Genomic DNA, 20195 nt, shown 5'->3' on the forward strand with positions numbered 1-20195 from the left:
GAACTCATCGACTGAAGGTCATTCCGTCATCCCTTCTTCCGCTACCACAGACAATCCCGATCCGGTCGCCAGGGTGCCGTTGGTCTGCATCGATTGCCGCTATATCCGCGCGCCGCCGAGCGGGATTGGCGAAGTGGTACAGGCGCTGGTCGATCATGCCCCCGCGCTGGCGCCAGACCTGCGCTTCTTGCTGCTCAAACATCCGGAGGCACCCGCGATCCTTTCGGGGGCGGCGAACGTGACGGAGCGCGCCGTGACGTTCGCCGCCAACGGGCCCGCAACGATGTGGATGATGTCGCGCCTGACCGACCTGAGCGAGGTCGATCTGTTCCACGCGCCCGCCAACATCCTGCCCCATGGCCTAACCATGCCGACCGTCACCACGGTGCATGACGTGATGTGGCTGAAGCACCCCGACTGGGCGGCGAAACCGGGCCTGCGCGGTCGCATCGATCGCGCCTTTTACCGCCACGGCATCAGACACGCGCTCGATCGGTCGACACGGATCGCGACGGTCAGCCAGGCGACCCGCGACGAAATCGCCACGATCGATCCGGTGGCGGCGGAGCGGACCTTTGTCACGCTATCGGGCGTCGCACCCGATTTTCGCCGGCTGGCGGCGCAGGATGGCGGAGCAGCCGCCCTGCCCGCGCTGGCCGGTCGCCGCTATATACTGACGGTCGGACAATATGCGCCGTACAAGAACCATCTCGCCGCGCTCGAGGCGTTCGCCATGGCATTCGGTGACGATCCCGATATCGCGCTGGTCTTCGTCCAGCGACAGGGCGACGGCGCCGCCGCCTTGCTGCCCCGCGCGGCGACCCTGGGCGTGGCGGACCGCGTGCTGTTCGTACCCCATCTCGACCGCGAGCACCTCATCGCGCTCTATAACGGTGCCCTCGCGCTGTGCCATCCGTCGCTCTATGAAGGGTTCGGCAATCCCATCGCCGAGGCGATGGCCTGCGGATGCCCGGTGGTGACAAGCAACGTGTCGGCGATGCCCGAGGTCGCCGGCGGCGCGGCTCTGCTGATTGATCCCAGCCAGGTCACCAGCATCGCGGCGGCGTTGCACCGTGTCGCGAGCGAGCCGGGCCTTGGCGATGTGCTACGACAGCGCGGGCTCGATCGCGCCGTGAGCCTGCCCTGGATCCGCTTCGCCCAGGCCAATGTGACGCTATACCGTGAAGTTCTGGCCGGGCAGCGCGAGCGCAAGGCAGACAAGACCGCCCCTGCCCCGCCGAGGCTCTTCCCTCAGCGAGCCGCATCAGCAGCCTGACCGCGGTCGCGGCGTTGCCGCACCGTCACACAACGGCTTTCGGCGCAATATCGTCGGCGGTCGCCTGCAACTAATAATTCGTGCCTTGATGAATTCCATGCCGAGCCGTTGCATTCCCCATCTGGCGGCTGCACCACTGCGTCATCAACGATAATCGCAGGATGCCTCTCCATGATGAAACCGATGCTGCTCACAGCAGTGGCCGCGCTCGCTTTGTCCCCCGCCGTCGCTCAGGATTCGCCCCAGGCCAAAGCCACCGAAACGCACACCGCCACGCCCGGCGGGGACATCCCGGCCAAGTTCATCCCGCCCAATGCGCAGAATGATTATATCAAGCGCGAGGAAATGATCCCGATGCGCGACGGGGCCAAACTCTACACCGTGATCGTCATTCCCAAGAACGCGACCAACGCTCCGATCATCCTCACGCGCACCCCGTACGACGCCAAGGGCCGCGCGAAGCGGATGGACAGCCCGAACATGCTCTCGACGCTGAACCTGGCCGACGAAAGCTTCGTGAAGGCGGGTTATATTCGCGTTTATCAGGACATTCGCGGCAAATACGGATCGGAGGGTGATTATGTCGTGACCCGTCCGGTGATCGGCCCGCTTAACAAGACCAAGGTCGATCATGTCACCGATGCCTATGACACGATCGACTGGTTGGTGAACAAGGCCAATTTGCCGCAATCTAACGGCAAGGTCGGCATGATCGGGTCGTCCTATGAGGGCTTCACCGTCGTGATGGCGCTGCTCGCCCCGCATCCCGCGCTGAAGGTTGCCGCGCCGCAGAGCCCGATGATCGACGGCTGGATGGGCGACGACTGGCTGCATTATGGTGCGTTCCGGCTCGCCAACATCGCCTGGCTGGGCGGACAGACCGGTTACAAGGGCGATGGCAAGGCGCCGCCGACCGGCGGCTACGACGATTATGCGAATTTCCGCGATATCGGTTCAGCCGGCGACTGGGCGAAGAAATCGGGTTACGACCAGCTGCCCTATTGGCAGCGCATGGTCGCCCATCCCTCCTATGACGCCTTCTGGCAGGGCCAGGCGCTCGACAAGCTGATCGCCGCCAATCCGTCCAACGTGCCAACCATCTGGGAACAAGGACTTTGGGACCAGGAGGATATGTATGGTGCGATCACCGCCTGGGAGGCGCTGAAGGCCAAGGGTAAGATGGGCAATAACTTCCTCGTCATGGGCCCGTGGCGCCACAGCCAGATCAACCGCGAAGGCCGCTCGCTCGGCGCGTTCGAGTGGAATGGCGATACGGCCGAGCAATATCGCGACGAGATGGTCCTGCCGCTGTTCAACCAGTATCTGAAGGACGGCCCGCCGGCCAATCTGCCCGCCGCCGCGATCTACAATACCGGCGAGAATCATTGGGACCGGTTCGCCAACTGGCCGCTCGCCTGCCAGCAAGGCTGTGCTGCACCGCTGACGCCGATCTATCTGCAGGACGATGGCGCCCTCGGTTTCGAAAAGGCGCAGACGGGTGGCGATTCCTATGTCTCCGACCCGGCCAAGCCCGTGCCGCATTTGCCTCGCCCGGTAAACTTCGGCGACGGCCGTTGGGGCGACTGGCTGGTCAGCGACCAGCGCGGGGTCGATGGGCGGCCCGACGTGATGACCTATCAGACGCCGGTGCTGACCGACGCCGTGCGCGTGTCGGGCGCACCAATCGCCGATATCTTCGCCAAGACGACCGGCACGGACGGGGACTTCGTCGTCAAGGTGATCGACGTCTATCCCGATCAGGTCGCCTCCGACCCCAAGATGGGCGGATATCAGCTACCGATCAGCCTCGACATCTTCCGCGGGCGCTATCGCGACAGCCTGGAAAAACCATCGGCGATCCCGGCGGGCAAGGTGCAGGAATACAAGTTCCGCCTGCCGACGGTGAACCATGTGTTCCAGCCCGGCCACCGCATCATGGTGCAGGTGCAATCAAGCCTGTTTCCGCTCTACGACCGCAATCCGCAGGCGTATGTGCCGAACATCTTCCTCGCGAAGAAGTCCGACTATCGCAAGGCGACGGTGACGATCGAACGCGGCGGCGCGACACCGAGCAGCGTGTGGTTGCCGGTGGTTCCGGTCAACCAATCGGCGACGCTGGCCAAATAAGCGTCGAGACACTGACTCCTCCCCGCCGAGGGAGGAGTCAGAAGGTGCCGCCGTCCTTGCGCGTAAAATCGCCGCCGTCGGCGATGTGCATGTCGATATCGGGATAGTGGCAGTCGCCGGCATTGGGCCGCCCGACCGCAACGAACACACACGGGCGATCGCTGCGGTTCTGCAGGACATGACCATTACCGTCATTCTTCGGAAATGCAGCGCAATCGCCAGGGCGCATCATCCGCTCGCCGCTGTCGTCGACCAGCACTGCCTCACCTGACAGAATCACGACGAATTCATCCTCGCGCTCATGCCAATGGCGCTGTGACGACCAAGCGCCGGGCTCAAGCGTGACATGGCTGACACCATAGTCGGTAAGCCCACTCGCCGGTGCCAGGCGCCGATACCAGCGCCCCTGAACCGGCCCCGCATGTTCGGGCGGATAGCCCGTCGCATTGGTCTGCGGGATTGTATCGAGGTCGAGCTTGGGCAATGTCCCCTCCATGCATAGTGAAGACAATCTGCCCGAAGTCGTCGCCCTTACCAAGGCACTGATCGCTTGTGACAGCGTAACCCCCGCTCGTGGCACGGTGTTCGATGTGCTTGAGGCGGCGCTGATACCACTAGGCTTCGATGTGGAGCGCTTCGTAACCGGCGAAGCACCCGACGGTCCGGTGGAGAATATGCTCGCGCTACGCGGTGCGTCGGGCAAGCACCTCGCCTTTGCCGGTCATCTCGACGTCGTTCCCCCCGGCAGCGGCTGGACCAGCGGCGCGTTCGAGCCCGAGATTCGCGGCGGTCTGCTCCATGGGCGCGGCGCGGTCGACATGAAGGGCGCGATCGCCGCCTTTGTCGCGGCGATCCCTGCTCCGGGCGAAGACGGGGGCGACGGCATGATCAGCCTGATCATCACCGGCGACGAGGAAGGGCCCGCGACCTATGGCACGGTGGCGATCATCGAGCGCATGGCCGAGCGCGGCCTGAAGCCCGATCTGTGCCTGGTCGGCGAGCCGACCAGCGCCGCGCGGCTCGGCGATATGATCAAGATCGGGCGGCGCGGATCGGTTAATATGTGGATCGATATCCCTGGCAAGCAGGGTCATGTCGCCTATCCGCATCTCGCCGACAATCCGATCCGCCGGCTCGTGTCGATCCTGTCGGAGATCGACGCGATCACGCTCGATGCCGGCAGCGACTGGTTCCAGCCGTCGAATATCGAAGTGACCGACATCACCGTCGGCAACCTCGCGACCAATGTCATTCCAGCCCATGCCTCGGCGCGGCTCAGCATCCGCTTCAACGACCTTCAATGCGGCGAGGATCTGGTCGCGCGGATCGAGGGCATCGTCCATGCTCATGCGCCGGAGGGCAAGCTGATCGCGCGCATCTCCGGCGAGGCATTCCTGACGCCGCCTGGCGCCTTCTCAGCGCTGATCGGCGACGCGATCGAGGCCCATATCGGCACGCGCCCGGACCTGTCGACCACCGGCGGCACGTCCGACGCGCGCTTTCTCTCCGCGCTGTGCCCGGTGGTGGAGTTCGGGCTGGTCAATGCGACGATGCACAAGCTCGACGAAGCGGTCGCGTTGGACGATCTCCTCGCTTTGCGTGACATCTATGCTGTCATCATCCAGCGGGCGCTGGTCGGACCCGCGACCTGAAGCGCGGGCACATATAAGGAAGTGCTGATAATGGCCGACATTCGCATACGCTCGGTGGCGCTAGCCGACTTCAATGCCTGGCTCCCATTATGGGATGGTTATAACGCCTTTTACGACAGGTCCGGTCCGACCGCGCTCGCGCCGGCGATCACGCAAGCAACCTGGGCCCGCTTCCACGATGCGGCGGAGCCGGTCCACGCGCTGGTGGCGGAGGATGACGGGCAATTGCTCGGCTTGGCGCATTATCTCTTTCACCGCAGCACGACGGCGATCGCCGATACCTGTTACCTCCAGGATCTGTTCACCTCCGAAGCAGCGCGCGGTCGGGGTGTCGGTTCGGCGCTGATCGCGGCGGTCCATAACCGCGCCCGGATCGCCGGCTCGGGTCGGGTCTATTGGCAAACGCACGAGAACAATGCGGTGGCGAGACGTCTGTACGATCAGGTCGGTGAGGATAGCGGCTTCATCGTCTATCGAAAGCTGGTCGTCTGACGCTCACCCCGCGAGCGCGCGCCGTTCGTCGGTGCGCGACCATGCGATGAAGGCGTCTTCGTCCATCGGCATGGCAATGGCATAGCCCTGAATCACGTCGCAGCCGATCACGCGCAGCACATCGGCCTGCGCCTGGGTTTCGATCCCCTCGCCCACGGCCTCGCAGCCAAGGCCGTGAATTAGGCCGATCACCGCATGAGCGATCGTGCGGGCCTCGTTGCTATCCGCGATATGCTCGATCAGGCTGCGGTCGAGCTTGACCCGGTCGACCGGCAGGTCGCGCAGCCGTGCAAGGTTGGAATAGCCAGTGCCGAAATCGTCGATCGAAATCGTAGCGCCATCGGCGCGCAATTGCGCGATCGCTTCGATCACCTCGCTGCTGCAATGCATTGCCAGCGTCTCGGTAATCTCCAACTCGAGCAGGTGCGCCGGGGCGTTTGCAGCCTTCATCGCCGCGCGCAAGCGGCGGAAGAAAGCCGCATGGTCGAGTTGACGCGGCGAGATATTGATCGCCAGGCGTTGCTCGATGCCCATCTTGCCCCAGCGCGCGATAGTGTCGGCGACGGTCGCGATAACCCATTCGCCGATCTCGACGATCAGGCCAGTCTCCTCGGCACGCTTGATGAATGTGCCGGGCAGCCTTAGCCCGTCGCGCGGGTGACGCCAGCGCAACAGCGCCTCGGCGGCGACGATCCGCCCGGTCGGCAAGCCTATCTGCGGCTGGAAGACGAGCGCGAATTGATTCTGTTCGATTGCCTCGCGCAGGTCGCTTTCGAGCTGGGCACGGTCAGCGATCTGTTCGGCCAGCTCGGCACTGAAGAACTCCGCGCGCCCGCGCCCATTCGCCTTGGCATGGTACATCGCGGCATCGGCCGCACGCATTAGATCAGTCAGGTTGATACCGTGTTCGGGCCGCATCGCGATGCCGATCGAGGCACCAATCTCGACCTCGGTGCCGGCCAGGTCGAACGCCTCGGCGAGTGCGAACAATATGCCGCGCCCGATTCGCGCGGCGTCGGCGGGATCGCGCAAGTCGGAAAAAAACATGGTGAATTCATCGCCCGCGAGCCGGCCGATCAACGGTTGCGGGGCACCGATCTCTATCACCACCCGGTCGGCCACCGCGCGCAGGCGATTCGCGACCATGCCGAGCAGCATGTCGCCCATCGCATGGCCCATCGTGTCATTGACCACCTTGAAGCGATCGAGATCGATGAAGAACAGGGCCGCGTCGGCACCCTGTGGCATATCGCTGAGTACGCGCTCGCAGGTGCGGCGGAAATTGGTGCGGTTGGGCAGTGCCGTCACGGGGTCGAACATCGCGAGGCGATGGACGCTTTCCAAATTGGCACCGAGTTGCTGAAACAGACCGCGCATTGCGCTGGCCAGTTGCGGCACGTTTTCAGCGATTTCGGCGGGAATTTCGCTATCCAGATCGCCGTGTGCGGCGCGCGTCAACCGCGCGATGGCGGAATCGATCGCCGATGCGGTGGTCGATATCGCCCGCTCCGCCGATGCCCAGCACATCACGGCGCACACGATCGCCGGGATCAGCGCCCGCGATATATTGCCGATATCGATATTGCCGTTGGACGTCGCCACCAGCGCGAGGATGAACGCGACCGCGCCCGCGCACATCGCAAAAGCGATCGCACGACTCTTCAGCGATACGCCTTCCATCGCGATTACAGATCCCCCCGCGGTGACAATCCAGCCATTCCGGTCCAAAAATGCACATTGCGCGCAACAGGTTAATTTTTCCTCGTGCCCGTCGGTTTTGGGCCCGGTTTCGGCGCCGGTTTCCGCAGGATGATATAGAGCGCGCCCGTCCCGCCATGGCGCGGATGCGCGCCGCGCACGGCGGCGATGGCGGAGGCGTGACGCGACCCCGCCAGCCAGTCACCAATCGCGGCGCGAATCGCACCGCGCGCATGGGGTCGTTCGCTTTCGGGGCGCGGCGGTTTGCCAGTGACGAGCAACACGACCCGGTCGCCATCGCGGATCGCCCGGTCGAGCGCGCTGTCGAGCGTGGCATAGGCGGTGGACAGGTTATGACCGTGAAGGTCGATCGAACGATCCGGCACGACTGCGCCACGCGACAGCTGGCGGTCCCATGATCCGTCGAGTGTTGCGTGCTCCTTGCTCACCGTCTTTTTGGGCGGCGGGATCACGATAGGGCGGTGAAGCTGTGCCATAGGTGGCTTTTTCGGCATCTTTGATGGCGGCGCCGGCCGTGGTTTGGCGCCGCGATCGGCCACAGGCGCGGACGTCGCGGCGGTCAGCGCCATTTTTACCGGCGCCTTTGCCACACGCATGGGTCGCACCGTCTCAAGCACGCGCGCCCATAATGCGGCTTCCTCAAGGCTTAGCGGCCGCTCCGCCACGTGCGGTCTCCCCCGCCAGCCGCGCCAATGTACCGATCGGCAGAAACAGGAACGCCGACCCCTTCGCGCTCATGCCGCCGGCGATTGCGCGCGCCTCGCTGCCCGCGCCCCAGAACGTGTCGATCCGGTTGCTGCCCCGGATCGCACCGCCAGTATCCTGGACGACCCACAGACCGGTCGCGTCGGTTCGGTCGAGGGAGAGGAAGACGGGTGCGCCCATCGGCATGAATTTCGGGTCCGCCGCCGCACTGACCTGACCGGTCACCGCTAGTCCCATTGCGCCGATCGGTGCGCCGCTTTGTTCGCGGAAGAACACGAAACTCTTGTTTTCGCGCATGATGTCGCGGCCCTGCACGGGATTGTCATGCAACCAGGCGACGATACCCTGCATCGAAGTCTGCCCGGGCTTGAGCAGGCCGCGCTCCTTCATCAGCGCGCCGATCCCGGTATAAGGGCGCCCATTCTGGGTATCGTAACCGATCCGCATCACCGAACCGTCGGGCAATTTCAGCCGGCCCGACCCCTGGATCTGTAGGAAGAATATCTCGACCGGGTCCGCCGCCCAGGCGATGACCGGCGCGCGGCCGGTCAGCGCGCCCGTTTCGATCTGCGTGCGATCATAATATGGCACCAGTACATTACGATCGAGCCGGCCACGGATCTTCTTGCCCTTCAGGTCTTCGACGAACTGGCCGAGATCGGCTTCGATCAGGTCGCTGGGACGGCCAAAGATCGGTACGTCATAGCCGGCGCGACGATCGCGCGATCCGGCGATCTCCGGCTCGTAATAGCCGGTCGCAAAGGCGCGGCCGTTGCCGATCTGCACGCTTTCGAACCATTGACTGAAAAACGCCCGGGCTTCTCCGGCCCGTGCCGTGACCGCCGCGCCGCATGCCGGTTGCCAGTCGGCGCCCCGCGTCAGGCCCGACGTATCGGTGCGCCTGATCAGCGACGGACAGCTCAGGCGGAACGCCGCCAGTGCGCGTGTCGCCTGCGCATCGGTGATCGGCAGTGAATAGATTGGCGGACCGGCGATCGCGCCCGCCACCGCCGCATTGGCTGACCCCGGGGGCGCAACGACAGGCGCGGCGTCAATCGGCTTCGCCGCGACAGGCCGGCGCGCCGGTGGCTCGGAAGACGGATTGGACGGCGGGACCATTTGTCCACCGCACGCGCCCAGCACCAAAGCCAGCGCGACCACCCCCCAGCGGCGCATGCTCAAATCCCCCTTCAAGCCCAATTCAGGCTTCGTCGGTATCGGCAAGCTTCCAGTTCGGATCGCTACTCTTCAGCGTCCGCGCGAAAGTCCATACATCATGCGTCTCGACCGCATCGCTCATCGAACCGGCGACGAGATTGCCCTCGGCATCACGCGTCACCGCGGCGATATCGGCATCGAAGCGTACCGTGATCCGAGCATTGCGGCCATCGAGTGCGGCATCGGCGATGATCGCGCGTTCGATCGACACAAGGCGGTTGTCGAGCACGTGCCCGGCCTCGCGGCGTGCGGTGATCGCGTCGGCGAATGCCTGTTTGACCTCATCCTCGACCAGCCAGCCGAGCGATTCCTCGTCGCCCTTCCAATAGGCCTCCAGGATCATGCGATACGCGCTCTGGGCGCCCTCGACGAACTGGCCGACATCAAAACCGGCGTCTGCCGAGACGATCGCGCGCAGGCCGGCTTCGGCCTTGGGATCGATATTGCGGTTGATCAGTTCACGCGGTTCGGGCGCCGTCTCGATCGGGCGTGGCAATGTGGTGATCGGCAGACGATCCTCTGCCGCCTTGGGCAAAGGCTGTTCATGGCCGGTCCGCTTGCCGAGCACCATATACAGACGCAGCGCCAGGAACCCGGCCACCATCGCGAGAAGAACTACGTAAAACACTCGGATCTCCGATATTCGGCTAACGTACTACATAGGCACAACGCGCGAATGTTTCAAATGATGCGCAAGGTGCTGCAATCCGCTTGCGTCGCGCCCGTTGAACAAGCCGCCGCCCCCTGCTAATCGCGCCCCGACCGGCACGCGCCCTTTTGCGACAGGACGTAACGCCTACATTCTTTGCGGATATAAGAGGATTAAGTTTCGATGGACGAGCAGGACAATATTGTGACCGGTGGCGAGCCCTATGCGAATGGCGAGGACACGCTGCCCGCCGTCGGCCTGATCTCGCAATATGTGAAGGACCTTTCGTTCGAGAATCCGAACGCGCCGGCGGTCTATCAGAATCCGAACCAGCCGCAGATCGACGTCCAGTTCAACATCGGGTCGGGTCAGGTCGGCGAGGATGTGCATGAAGTCATCCTGCGCATCGACGTCCGCGCCGAGGCCGATGGCCAGGTCGCCTTCATCGCGGAGCTCGCTTATGCCGGTCTCTTCGGTATCCGCAACGTGCCGGCCGAACATATCCAGCCCTTCCTGCTCGGCGAAGCGCCGCGCCTGATCTTCCCCTTCGCACGCCGGGTCCTGGCCGATGCGATCCGCGACGGCGGCTTCCCGCCGCTGATGCTCGAGCCGATCGATTTCGCCGCGCTCTATCAGCAGCAGGCGGCCGCCGACGACCAGCCCGCGGTCACCACCGGGGAAACCGGCACGGCCTGATCGGCCGGCACGGGAACGACTGACATGAACCTTAACCGTGCACTCGGATCGGTCGGCGGGCTGACGCTGGCCAGCCGGGTGCTCGGGCTGGTGCGCGATTCGCTATTCGCGCGGTTTATCGGCGCGAGCTTTGCGTCCGACGCGTTCCTGATCGCCTTCCGCTTGCCCAATATGTTCCGCGCGCTCTTTGCGGAGGGCGCGTTTTCCGCTGCGTTCATCCCGATGTTCAATCGCAAGATGGCAGAGGATGAGGAAGGCAGCATGGTCAAGGGCGTGTCCTTTGCCGAGGACGCGTTGTCGGTGCTGTTGCCGATCCTGATCGTCATGACCGTCGTGCTGGAACTTGCCGCCTGGCCGGTGACCTGGCTGATGACCTTCGGCTTCAAGGAGGCGAGCAGCGAGCAATTCGACTTCGTGGTCGAACTGGCGCGCCTGACCTTCCCTTATCTGCTGCTGATCAGCCTGGTCTCACTGCTCGGCGGCATCCTCAATTCGCTGCACAGATTCTGGATCAATGCCGCCGCGCCGATCCTGCTCAACGCGACGTTGATCGCCGCCTTGCTGTTTTTCCATACCAATCCGCTCGGCACCGCGCGCAATCAGGCGATCGCGGTGACTGTATCCGGCGTGCTGCAACTGCTCTGGCTGATCTGGGCGTGCCGCAGCGCCGGCGTGAAGCTCAAGCTCAAACGTCCCCGCCTCAACACCGATGTCAGGCGCCTGCTCTCGCTGATCTGGCCCGCCGCCGCCGGTGCCGGCGCGGTGCAGATAAACCTCGTCATCTCGACCGCGCTCGCCGCCAGCCTGCTGCCCGAAGGGTCGGTATCGTACATCTATTATGCCGACCGCCTGAACCAGTTACCGCTCGGCCTGATCGGCATTGGCCTTGGCACCGTGTTGCTTCCGACGATTTCGCGTCAACTCGGCAAGGGTCATGAGGCCGAGGCGATGGAAACACAGAACCGCGGCATGGAACTGGCGCTGTTCTTCACCCTGCCCGCGACGGTCGCGTTGATCGTGTGCGGCGTGCCGATCATTTCCGCGCTGTTCCAGCACGGCGCCTTCACCAGCGCAGATACGCTGGCGACCGCCGGTGCGCTCGCCGCCTTCTCGATCGGGCTGCCCGCCTATATTCTGGTCAAGGTGCTAACTCCGGGCTTCTACGCCCGATCCGATACGAAGACCCCGGTACGCTTCGCGACCATCGCGATCGGTATCAATCTGGTGCTCAACCTGGCCTTTATCGTGCCGCTGCAGCATCTCGGCCCCCCGCTCGCAACCGCACTGGCAAGCTGCGTCAATGTCGTGCTGCTGTATCTGGCCCTCAGGAAGCGCGGCCATTTCGTTGCCGACCTGCGGCTGCGTCATCGCGCGATCCGTTTGCTCGGCGCGGCGCTGATCATGGGAATCGCCATGTATTTCCTCGACGATCTGTTCACACCCTATACCACGGGGCCGAGCCTGACCCGCTGGGCGGCGATGTTCATACTGGTCGGCACCGGCGGGCTCGTCTACGCGGTCGCCTGCTTTGTGTTGCGCGCCTATCGCCCCGCCGATCTGCGCGCGCTGCTCCGTCGCAAGCCCGTTTGATTTGAAAGAAGTTCCAATGCGCGTCGTCTCCGGCATCCAGCCTACGGGCAATCTCCATCTCGGCAATTATCTCGGCGCGATCAAACAATGGGCGGAGATGCAGGATGCAATGGGTCCGGGCGAGGACTGCCTTTTCTTCCTCGCCGATCTCCATGCGCTGACCGTTGCGATCGACCCGAAGGAACTCAATTCCAACACGATCGAGATGGCCGCGACCTTGCTCGCCGCCGGCATCGATCCCGACCGCGCGATCCTGTTCAATCAGGCGCGCGTGCGCGAACATAGCGAGCTCGCCTGGATCCTGGGCGGTACCGCGCGCACCGGCTGGTTGAACCGCATGACGCAGTGGAAAGACAAGGCGGGCAAGAACCGCGAGGGCGCCAGCGTCGGCCTCTACACCTATCCGGTCCTGCAGGCCGCCGACGTACTGCTCTACAAGGCGACGCATGTCCCGGTCGGCGACGATCAGAAACAGCATCTGGAGCTCGCGCGCGACATCGCGGCCAAGTTCAACCAGGATTTCGGTGTCGAGCTGTTCCCGCTGCCCGATCCTTTGATCTCGGCCGCCGCGCCGCGCATCATGTCGTTGCGCGACGGATCGGCAAAGATGTCCAAGTCCGACCCGTCAGACGGCTCACGCATCAACCTGATCGATGGCGACGATACGATCGTCCAGAAGCTGAAAAAAGCGAAGTCCGATGGCGATCTGCTGCCCGACAGCTTTGCCGGGCTAGCCGACCGGCCCGAGGCGAAGAATCTGGTCACGATCTACGCGGCGCTTGCCGATACGACACCTGACACGGTAATGACCGAGTTCGCCGGCAAAGGGTTCGGCGCGTTCAAGCCAGCGCTGGCCGATCTTGCCGTCGCGAAGCTTGGCCCGATCCGCGATCGGCTGAACCGGCTGCTGGAAGATCGCGGCGCAGTGACCGAGGCGCTCTCCAAGGGTGCGGCTCGGGCGACTGCGCTGGCCGCGCCGACATTAGCGGAGGCGCAGCGCGCGGTCGGGCTGAACGTATAGTTCCAATGGCATCGGGCGTGATGTGACGCCTGTGCAGGTGCTCAGATCACGCGCGAGGTCTTTGCGCTCGAAGCGCCGTAGCAATTGTGTTTTTCCGACAATAGGAAATAGCGGGCCGGTAAAAGTCCGGCAAGAGCTGGCTTGCCCGATCCAGAGTGATGGTTGAATCGCCGATAGCGACGGGGCTGAGGGCGCAATCGGCAAAAGATATGTCACACCATAATGTAACATATCTTCTTCCACCGTCGACTCAGTGAGAGATTTGTATAATTCATGTTATATCAGATAGTTAATATGATATAGGCGATAGGCATCGCCTCACCCGAGCCCGAAGCTGTCGCCGAGAAATGCAAGCTTCCCGAGCTGATCGGAGCGTTGCGCTCGATCCGGTCGGGGAGATCGAAAAGCGCGCGCCGTTCGAACCACCGGGCCTCTAACGAGCTTTAGCCCTCCAACTCCCTGAGCAGCATCCGCACCGCGCCGTCGATCTCGCGATCGGTGTCGCGCAGTGCCTCGATCCGGCGCACCGCGTGGATCACGGTCGAATGGTCGCGTCCACCGAACTTGCGACCGATCTCCGGCAGCGAGCGAGTGGTCAGGCGCTTGGCCAGATACATCGCGATCTGGCGTGGACGGGCGACGACCACGGCGCGGCGTGCAGAAACCAGATCGATCGGCTTCAACTCGAAATGCGCCGAGACCGCCTTCTGGATCTCGTCGATCGTCACGCGGCGTTCGGCGCCGCGCAATACGTCGCCGAGAGTCGCGACCGCGAAATCGAGGTCGATCGCCTCACCGGTCAGCTGCGCATAAGCGACGAGCCGGTTGAGCGACCCTTCAAGGTCGCGGATGTTCGCGGTGATCCGCGAGGCGAGCAGGTCGAGTACCTCGGCCGGCACCTTCGCCTCGGGCACATCGGCGAGCTTGCGATCGAGCACCGCGCGGCGCAGCGCCAGATCGGGCGTCTTGATGTCGGCGACCAGGCCGACCGACAACCGCGAGGTGATCCGCGCTTCGACTCCATCAAGGCCTTGCGGACAGCGATCGGCGCTGATTACCAAACGGTGACCCGCGCCCATCACTTCGTTGATGGTGTGGAAGAACTCCTCCTGGGTCGCGTCCTTGCCGGCGATGAACTGCAGATCGTCGATCATCAGCATGTCGGCGGAACGCAGCCGAGTCTTGAAAGCGTGTGTGTCCCTGGCGCGCATCGCCGAGACAAAGTCGAACATGAAGCGCTCAGCCGACATCAGGATGATCGAGGCGTCAGGGCATGCCGCGAGATAGGCATGGCCGATCGCGTGCATCAGATGGGTCTTGCCCTGCCCCGTGCCGCTGTGGAGAAACAGCGGGCTGAAACGAGGCTTGCCGGGTTCGGCCAGCGCCTTTGCCGCGTTGAACGCCACCTTGTTCGATTGATCGACGACGAACCGGTCGAAGGTAAAGCGCGAATCGAGCGGCGGACGCGCCGATGGTGCCGCAGCTTTGGCCATCGGCGCGCTCGACGTCTCGACCGTCAGGACAGCGGGCGCCACCGAGGCGGTGCGAGTCTCGATCGACACGCTGCGCACGTCGGGCAGCAGCGCACGGAATTCCGCGACGAGCCGGTCGGCATAATGGTTGCGGACCCAGTTGGTCATGAACGCGGACGGCAGCGCGAGGCGGATCGTATCCGTCTCACCGCTTTCGATCAGCTCGATTGGCTTCAGCCACTGGTCGAACAGGCGTACCCCCGCCGATTCGCGCAAATGACCACGCACGGTTGCCCATGCCTTTGCACTCTCATTCTGATGTCCGGGTCGATTGGCTGACCCGTTATCCATCCCCGCCACGCACTACCCCCTCCGCGCGATGCTGGTTTTTGCCCCCACATCGCTTGATTTCGACCGGCAAAAGAATCCCGCAGTCGGAATCAAGGTCCGCCGACAGCTAAGCTTTCGCATTGGCGCGCACGACTGATCTCGTCGCGGCGAAGGACTGATTATGAAGATCGCAGCGAGTCGATCAAGGCCTGAGCCTGTCAGAAAATTGAAATAATCCGGTTGACTCCGCTTGAGCCAAGGATTCCCGTTAAAAATCGCACAAGTCACTGTATTTACGTGATTAACTTAGAAGACGATAGAATCGTGCCTGTGCGAATCGCGGTGAATCCTGACGTTTCTATATATGTTCCGTCGGCCGATTTTCACGGTGCGCCGCAGCACGTTTCGGAAACCCCGTACGATTGCCGCAAACGATCGAGGAGACGACAAAAAGCCCGCCGGAACATGTCCCGGCGGGCGTTTTTCGCAAAGTCCAAAAGGCTTAACCGAGAGCGGTGACCGCCTTGGTCAGACGTGCGAACTTGCGCGACGCGGTATTCTTGTGGAACACACCCTTGGCGACGCCGCGCGCCATTTCAGGCTGTGCCGCTGCCAGTGCAGTGGCCGCCGTGTCCTTGTCGCCAGCCGCGATCGCCGATTCGACCTTCTTGATGAAGGTGCGGATGCGACCAACCCGGTTGCCGTTTACTTCCGCGCGACGATCGTTGCGACGGATACGCTTTTTCGCCTGTGGCGTGTTCGCCATGAAGCCCTCTAATCTAAAATAGAAAAGGGCGCAGGCGGCAAAGCCCACGGCCCCGGAAAGCGCGCTCCTTACGCAAGACGGCCCGATCGGTCAACCGTCAGCGCTGGCATTTCGGGCACCAGAAAGTCGAACGACCACCCTCGGTATAGCGTTTTACCGTTCCGCCGCATGCGCATGTCTCGCCTTCGCGGCCATAGACCGCGAACTGCTTCGAGAAATAACCGAGTTCGCCGTCCGGCCGAACATAATCGCGCAAGCTCGATCCGCCCGCCTCGATCGCTGCTTCCAGCACGGTCCGAATCGCCTCGACCAGTCGTTCGAGACGGGGCAGCGAAATCCGCCCCGCCTCGCGTTTCGGTGAGATTTGCGCGAGAAACAGCGCTTCGCAGACATAGATATTGCCGAGCCCCGCAACGATCCGCTGGTCGAGCAGCAGCAGCTTGATCGACGCCTTGCGTCCGGTAAGGGCCGCCAGCAGATAATCCGCGGTGAAATCGGGCCCGAGCGGTTCGGGCCCCATCGCGGCGAATGGCGGATAGAGGTCCAGTTCATCCGTCCGCACCAGATCGACGAACCCGAATCGCCGCGCGTCGTTGAGCACCAGCCTTCGCCCAGCCTCGGTGTCGATCAGCAGATGATCGTGCGGCAGCAATTCGCCAGGATCGACTCGCCATCGGCCCGACATGCCGAGATGGAAGATCATCGTGTCTCCGCGATCGGTATCGATCATGCCATATTTGGCGCGGCGTCCGAGCCCGGTCACGACCGCACCCGTCATGCGTTGGCGCAGGTCGACCGGAAACGCATGACGCAGGTCGCCACGCCGCGTCTCGACATTCGCCAATCGCTGCCCTCCGAGGACAGGGCGCAGCCCCTGCACCGTGGTTTCTACTTCGGGAAGTTCAGGCATCGCGGATCACTTTAAGGCCGTTCGCCTTGACCTGTCGAAGGGCGCGTGCCTGATATCGGTCCCGGGATCGGGGCACGCAGGCTTCGGCAGACTCAGCCCGAACGGGAGATTGGTCAGATCGTCAGCTAGGTTGGGTTTGCCCCTGCCACAAGGCCCGGCTAGAGCACGGCCCATGACCGACACCGTCTCCTTCGGCTACGAAGATATCGCCCCGTCCGAAAAGACCGCCCGCGTCGGCGGCGTGTTCACCAGTGTCGCATCCAAATACGACCTGATGAACGATGCGATGTCGGGCGGCATGCACCGGCTGTGGAAAGACCGATTCGTGCGGCGCGTGAAGCCGCGTGAGGGCGAGCAGATTCTCGACATGGCCGGCGGCACGGGCGACATCGCCTTCCGGCTCGCCGCAAGCGGCGCATCCGTTACCGTCGCCGACATCAATCCGGCGATGCTCGAGGTCGGCATGGAGCGCGCGGCGAAGCGCGGCATTGACGGACTGGTATGGACCGAGGCCAATGCCGAGGTGCTGACCTTTCCCGACCGTTTCTTCGATGCCTATACGATCGCCTTTGGCATCCGCAACGTGACCGATATCCCCAAGGCACTGCGCGAGGCACACCGGGCGCTGCGCCGGGGCGGCCGTTTCTATTGTCTCGAATTCTCAACGACGCTGTGGCCCGGCTTTGGCGAGGTTTACGACGCCTATTCACACAAGGTCGTGCCGAAGGTCGGCAAGCTGCTGACGCAGGATGAGGACAGCTATCGTTATCTGATCGAATCGATCCGCCGCTTCCCCGATATGGAGAAATTCAAGGGCATGATCGCCGAGGCTGGTTTCCTGCAGACCCAGGTCGAGCCGATGCTCGGCGGACTGGTCGCGATCCATAGCGGCTGGAAGATCTAGCCGGCGTGACCGCTCCCGCAGTTCATCTCTGGCGCCTCCTCAAATGGGGCCGCATCCTCGCACGTCATGGCGCGCTGCGCGGGATCGAGCGCGATCCCAATACGCCGACGCCGGTGCGCCGCATGGCGCGGATCGCCCGCTTCGGCGCGCGCGTGCCGAAGGTCCCGGCCTATGCCGACGCGCTTCAGGCGATCGGCCCTGCCGCGATCAAGCTCGGCCAGACGCTCGCGACCCGCCCAGATATCGTCGGCGACGAAGCGTCAAACGACCTGATGCGGCTGCAGGATGCGCTGCCGCCGGTTCCGTACGAAACGATCCATGCCGCGATGACACGCGCCTTCGGGCGCGATCCGGCTGATCTGTTCCAATCGATCGATCCGGTGCCGGTCGGCGCCGCCTCGATCGCGCAGGTCCACCGCGCGGTCACCACCGATGGCCGCCAGGTCGCGGTCAAGGTGCTGCGGCCCGGCGTCGAGGACGAGTTCGCGCGCGCGATCGACACTTATCAATGGGCCGCGGCGCAAATCGAGGCGATGGGCGGTGAATTGTCCCGGCTGCGCCCGCGCCTGGTGATCGAGACGTTCAAGCGCTGGACGATGCGCGAGCTCGATCTGCGGCGGGAGGCGGCCTCCGCCTCCGAACTGGCCGAGGCAATGACCGCCGAGCCGGACTTCTTCATTCCCGCAATCGACTGGCAGCGGACCACGACCAAGGTCCTGACGCTCGAATGGGTCGACGGTATCAAATTATCGAACCGCGATGCGCTGATCGCCGCCGGTTATGATTTGCCCAAACTCGCCGACACCTTGGTCCACGCCTTTCTGCGTCAGGCGATCGCGGAGGGGTTCTTCCATGCCGACATGCATCAGGGGAATCTGTTCGCGTTACCCGACAACAAGATCGCGGCGATCGATTTCGGCATCATGGGCCGGATCGATCGGCGTGCGCGGGTGTGGCTGGCGGAGATACTCTACGGCCTGATTACCGGCAACTATAAGCGCGTCGCGGAGATCCATTTCGAAGCGGGCTATGTCCCCGCGCATCACAATGTCGCCGAGTTCGCGACGGCGCTCCGCGCGGTCGGCGAGCCGATGCGCGGGCTGGCGGTCAAGGACATGTCCATCGGCATGATGCTCGACGGGCTGTTCAACATTACGCGTGACTTCGACATGCAGACCCAGCCGCATCTGCTGCTGCTGCAGAAAACGATGGTGATGGTCGAAGGCGTCGCGACCAGCCTCGACCCCGACATCAACCTGTGGGAATCGGCCGCACCGTTCGTACGCGAATGGATCAGGACCGAACTCGGCCCCGAAGCGGCGATCGCCGACCGCCTCATCACGGACTTGCGCACGCTGGCGCGGCTACCCGACCTGATCCGCAACATCGAACGACGCTATCCGTCGCCCGGCGGCGCCCCACCGGCGCCTCCGTTGCGCGAAATCGAGGTGGTGCGGATCGGGGGCGGATGGCGTTATGTCGCGGTTGCGGTAATCAGTGCCGTGGCGGCTGCGGCGGCGGTCTGGGTGATCATCGGATAGCGATGACACGTCCCGTCGCTCCGCTCTGGCTGACCATACCGAGCCGCTTTGCCGGCATCAGGACGCCCATGGCGCGCCTCGGTCTCGCGGTGCTTGCCTTGCTCCTTGCCGCGACTTTGACCGCCCTCGCCTCGCCGGGTCCGCCACCGGTGAGTCACGACCCGGCGCAGCGCGCCGATGATCAGGCCGATGTCATGCTGTACGAATCGATCGTCTCGGGCGTACGCGCGGGCGGCAATTATTATACCGTCACCGCCGATGCGCTGCGCACGGGCAATTACCCGCTCAAGCCCTTCGTCACATTCCGCCAGCCGACCCTCGCGATGGTGCAGGCCGCTCTTCCCGACGGCGTGACGGTCGCGCTGCTTTATCTGCTCGCGGCGGCGGTGATGCTCGCCTGGTTCATCCGGCTACGCCCGGCCTTTGCACGCGCACCGCCATTTGCCATTGCGCTGATCCTGCTCGCCGCCGGCATGGTCGTGTTCGTCCAGCCCGAACTGGCCAATTTCCATGAGGTATGGGCAGGCTTGCTGATCGCATTGTCGCTGGCACTGCGCCGGCCCGACCGCTGGATCGAGGCCGCCGCCTTCGGGCTGATCGCAATGCTGATCCGCGAAACGGCGGCGCTGTATGTCGGCATCATGGCGGCCCTCGCCTTTGCCGAGGGGCATCGCCGCGAAGCTTTGGGATGGTGCCTGCCGGTCGCCGTGCTCGCGGTCGTCGTCGTGCTTCATGCTCATGCCGTGGCGCAGGTCGTCCGGCCGCTCGATCCGGGCTCGCCGGGTTGGGCCGGCATGCTCGGCTTCGGTTTCTTCGTGAAGACGATGACTCTCTCCACCGCGCTCAACCTCGCCCCGGCCTGGATCGCCGCGCTGCTCATCGGACTGGCCCTGTTCGGATGGGCAGCCTGGAACGATGCGCTGGCGCTTCGCGCGCTCGCGATCTTTGCCAGCTATGGCGCATTGCTCGGCCTGTTCGGACGGGTCGATACCTTCTATTGGGGGCTGATGATCGCGCCCACGATCCTGGTCGGCCTTGCTTTCGTGCCCGACGGCGCGCGCGACCTGATCAGCGCTGCGACCGAGCGGCGCAAGATTACGGTGACCAGATTGACAAGAGGGGGCTGA

18 protein-coding genes are annotated in these 20195 nt (G+C 63.8%); 10 read left to right on the forward strand and 8 right to left on the reverse strand.

From position 1 onward, the window contains the following. Positions 1 to 73 precede the first annotated feature (73 nt). Positions 74 to 1276, forward strand: a complete 1203-nt coding sequence (locus ACVWZA_RS08600) for a glycosyltransferase family 4 protein (protein WP_457310775.1) — start codon at positions 74 to 76, stop codon at positions 1274 to 1276. Between the two features lie 171 nt (positions 1277 to 1447). Further along, positions 1448 to 3403: a CocE/NonD family hydrolase gene (locus tag ACVWZA_RS08605; protein WP_457310776.1), complete on the forward strand. Its 1956-nt coding sequence runs from the start codon at positions 1448 to 1450 to the stop codon at positions 3401 to 3403. A 37-nt stretch (positions 3404 to 3440) separates the two neighbouring features. Here ACVWZA_RS08605 and ACVWZA_RS08610 read toward each other — a convergent pair whose 3' ends face one another. Next, positions 3441 to 3887 carry a cupin domain-containing protein gene (locus ACVWZA_RS08610; protein WP_457310777.1) on the reverse strand — a complete coding sequence of 149 codons (447 nt, stop codon included), beginning with the start codon at positions 3885 to 3887 and terminating at the stop codon, positions 3441 to 3443. A 10-nt stretch (positions 3888 to 3897) separates the two neighbouring features. Between ACVWZA_RS08610 and dapE the strand changes: the two genes are divergently transcribed. Both dapE and ACVWZA_RS08620 read left to right on the forward strand, forming a co-directional pair. Next, the gene (gene dapE, locus ACVWZA_RS08615) at positions 3898 to 5055 is read left to right on the forward strand and encodes a succinyl-diaminopimelate desuccinylase (RefSeq protein WP_457310778.1); all 1158 of its coding nucleotides are present in this window, start codon (positions 3898 to 3900) and stop codon (positions 5053 to 5055) included. 30 nt (positions 5056 to 5085) lie between these two features. Continuing rightward, complete coding sequence (locus ACVWZA_RS08620; RefSeq protein WP_457310779.1) at positions 5086 to 5547, forward strand: N-acetyltransferase family protein; 462 nt, start codon at positions 5086 to 5088, stop codon at positions 5545 to 5547. A 3-nt stretch (positions 5548 to 5550) separates the two neighbouring features. Here the strand turns inward: ACVWZA_RS08620 and ACVWZA_RS08625 are convergent, their stop codons facing one another. The 4 genes from ACVWZA_RS08625 to ACVWZA_RS08640 form a co-directional block, all read right to left on the reverse strand. Further along, positions 5551 to 7227, reverse strand: a complete 1677-nt coding sequence (locus ACVWZA_RS08625) for a putative bifunctional diguanylate cyclase/phosphodiesterase (RefSeq protein ID WP_457310780.1) — start codon at positions 7225 to 7227, stop codon at positions 5551 to 5553. Between the two features lie 71 nt (positions 7228 to 7298). Continuing rightward, on the reverse strand, positions 7299 to 7931 hold the full coding sequence (locus ACVWZA_RS08630; RefSeq protein WP_457310781.1) for a Smr/MutS family protein: 633 nt from the start codon (positions 7929 to 7931) through the stop codon (positions 7299 to 7301). Continuing rightward, complete coding sequence (gene mltA, locus ACVWZA_RS08635; RefSeq protein WP_457310782.1) at positions 7906 to 9147, reverse strand: murein transglycosylase A; 1242 nt, start codon at positions 9145 to 9147, stop codon at positions 7906 to 7908. Before mltA ends, ACVWZA_RS08630 begins: the two co-directional genes overlap by 26 nt. Before the next feature lie 25 nt (positions 9148 to 9172). Further along, entirely contained in the window at positions 9173 to 9817 is a 645-nt protein-coding gene (locus tag ACVWZA_RS08640; RefSeq protein WP_457310783.1) for a Tim44/TimA family putative adaptor protein, read from the reverse strand. Positions 9818 to 10021: 204 nt separating this feature from the next. On the opposite strand from ACVWZA_RS08640, the gene secB reads away from it, so the two are divergent. The 3 genes from secB to trpS are packed head-to-tail and all read left to right on the forward strand — an operon-like array spanning position 10022 to position 13145. Further along, on the forward strand, positions 10022 to 10534 hold the full coding sequence (secB, locus tag ACVWZA_RS08645) for a protein-export chaperone SecB (RefSeq protein WP_457310784.1): 513 nt from the start codon (positions 10022 to 10024) through the stop codon (positions 10532 to 10534). Positions 10535 to 10558: 24 nt separating this feature from the next. Continuing rightward, complete coding sequence (murJ, locus tag ACVWZA_RS08650) at positions 10559 to 12124, forward strand: murein biosynthesis integral membrane protein MurJ (RefSeq protein ID WP_457310785.1); 1566 nt, start codon at positions 10559 to 10561, stop codon at positions 12122 to 12124. 16 nt (positions 12125 to 12140) lie between these two features. Next, the gene (gene trpS, locus ACVWZA_RS08655) at positions 12141 to 13145 is read left to right on the forward strand and encodes a tryptophan--tRNA ligase (RefSeq protein ID WP_457310786.1); all 1005 of its coding nucleotides are present in this window, start codon (positions 12141 to 12143) and stop codon (positions 13143 to 13145) included. Positions 13146 to 13588: 443 nt separating this feature from the next. On the opposite strand, the gene dnaA is transcribed toward trpS, so the two are convergent. From dnaA to mutM, 3 genes are all read right to left on the reverse strand, one after another. Then, the gene (dnaA, locus tag ACVWZA_RS08660; RefSeq protein ID WP_457310874.1) at positions 13589 to 14968 is read right to left on the reverse strand and encodes a chromosomal replication initiator protein DnaA; all 1380 of its coding nucleotides are present in this window, start codon (positions 14966 to 14968) and stop codon (positions 13589 to 13591) included. Between the two features lie 481 nt (positions 14969 to 15449). Further along, on the reverse strand, positions 15450 to 15713 hold the full coding sequence (rpsT, locus tag ACVWZA_RS08665) for a 30S ribosomal protein S20 (protein ID WP_457310787.1): 264 nt from the start codon (positions 15711 to 15713) through the stop codon (positions 15450 to 15452). Between the two features lie 97 nt (positions 15714 to 15810). Continuing rightward, entirely contained in the window at positions 15811 to 16623 is an 813-nt protein-coding gene (mutM, locus tag ACVWZA_RS08670; protein WP_457310788.1) for a bifunctional DNA-formamidopyrimidine glycosylase/DNA-(apurinic or apyrimidinic site) lyase, read from the reverse strand. A gap of 172 nt (positions 16624 to 16795) precedes the next feature. Here mutM and ACVWZA_RS08675 point away from each other — a divergent pair, with 172 nt between their 5' ends. The 3 genes from ACVWZA_RS08675 to ACVWZA_RS08685 are packed head-to-tail and all read left to right on the forward strand — an operon-like array spanning position 16796 to position 20195. Continuing rightward, a complete protein-coding gene (locus tag ACVWZA_RS08675; protein WP_457310789.1) occupies positions 16796 to 17527 on the forward strand; it encodes a class I SAM-dependent methyltransferase in 732 nt (243 codons plus the stop codon). Between the two features lie 5 nt (positions 17528 to 17532). Next, the gene (ubiB, locus tag ACVWZA_RS08680; protein WP_457310790.1) at positions 17533 to 19068 is read left to right on the forward strand and encodes a 2-polyprenylphenol 6-hydroxylase; all 1536 of its coding nucleotides are present in this window, start codon (positions 17533 to 17535) and stop codon (positions 19066 to 19068) included. A gap of 2 nt (positions 19069 to 19070) precedes the next feature. Beyond that, positions 19071 to 20195, forward strand: a complete 1125-nt coding sequence (locus ACVWZA_RS08685) for a hypothetical protein (RefSeq protein ID WP_457310791.1) — start codon at positions 19071 to 19073, stop codon at positions 20193 to 20195.

The sequence above is a fragment of the Sphingomonas sp. UYAg733 genome, assembly GCF_054057355.1.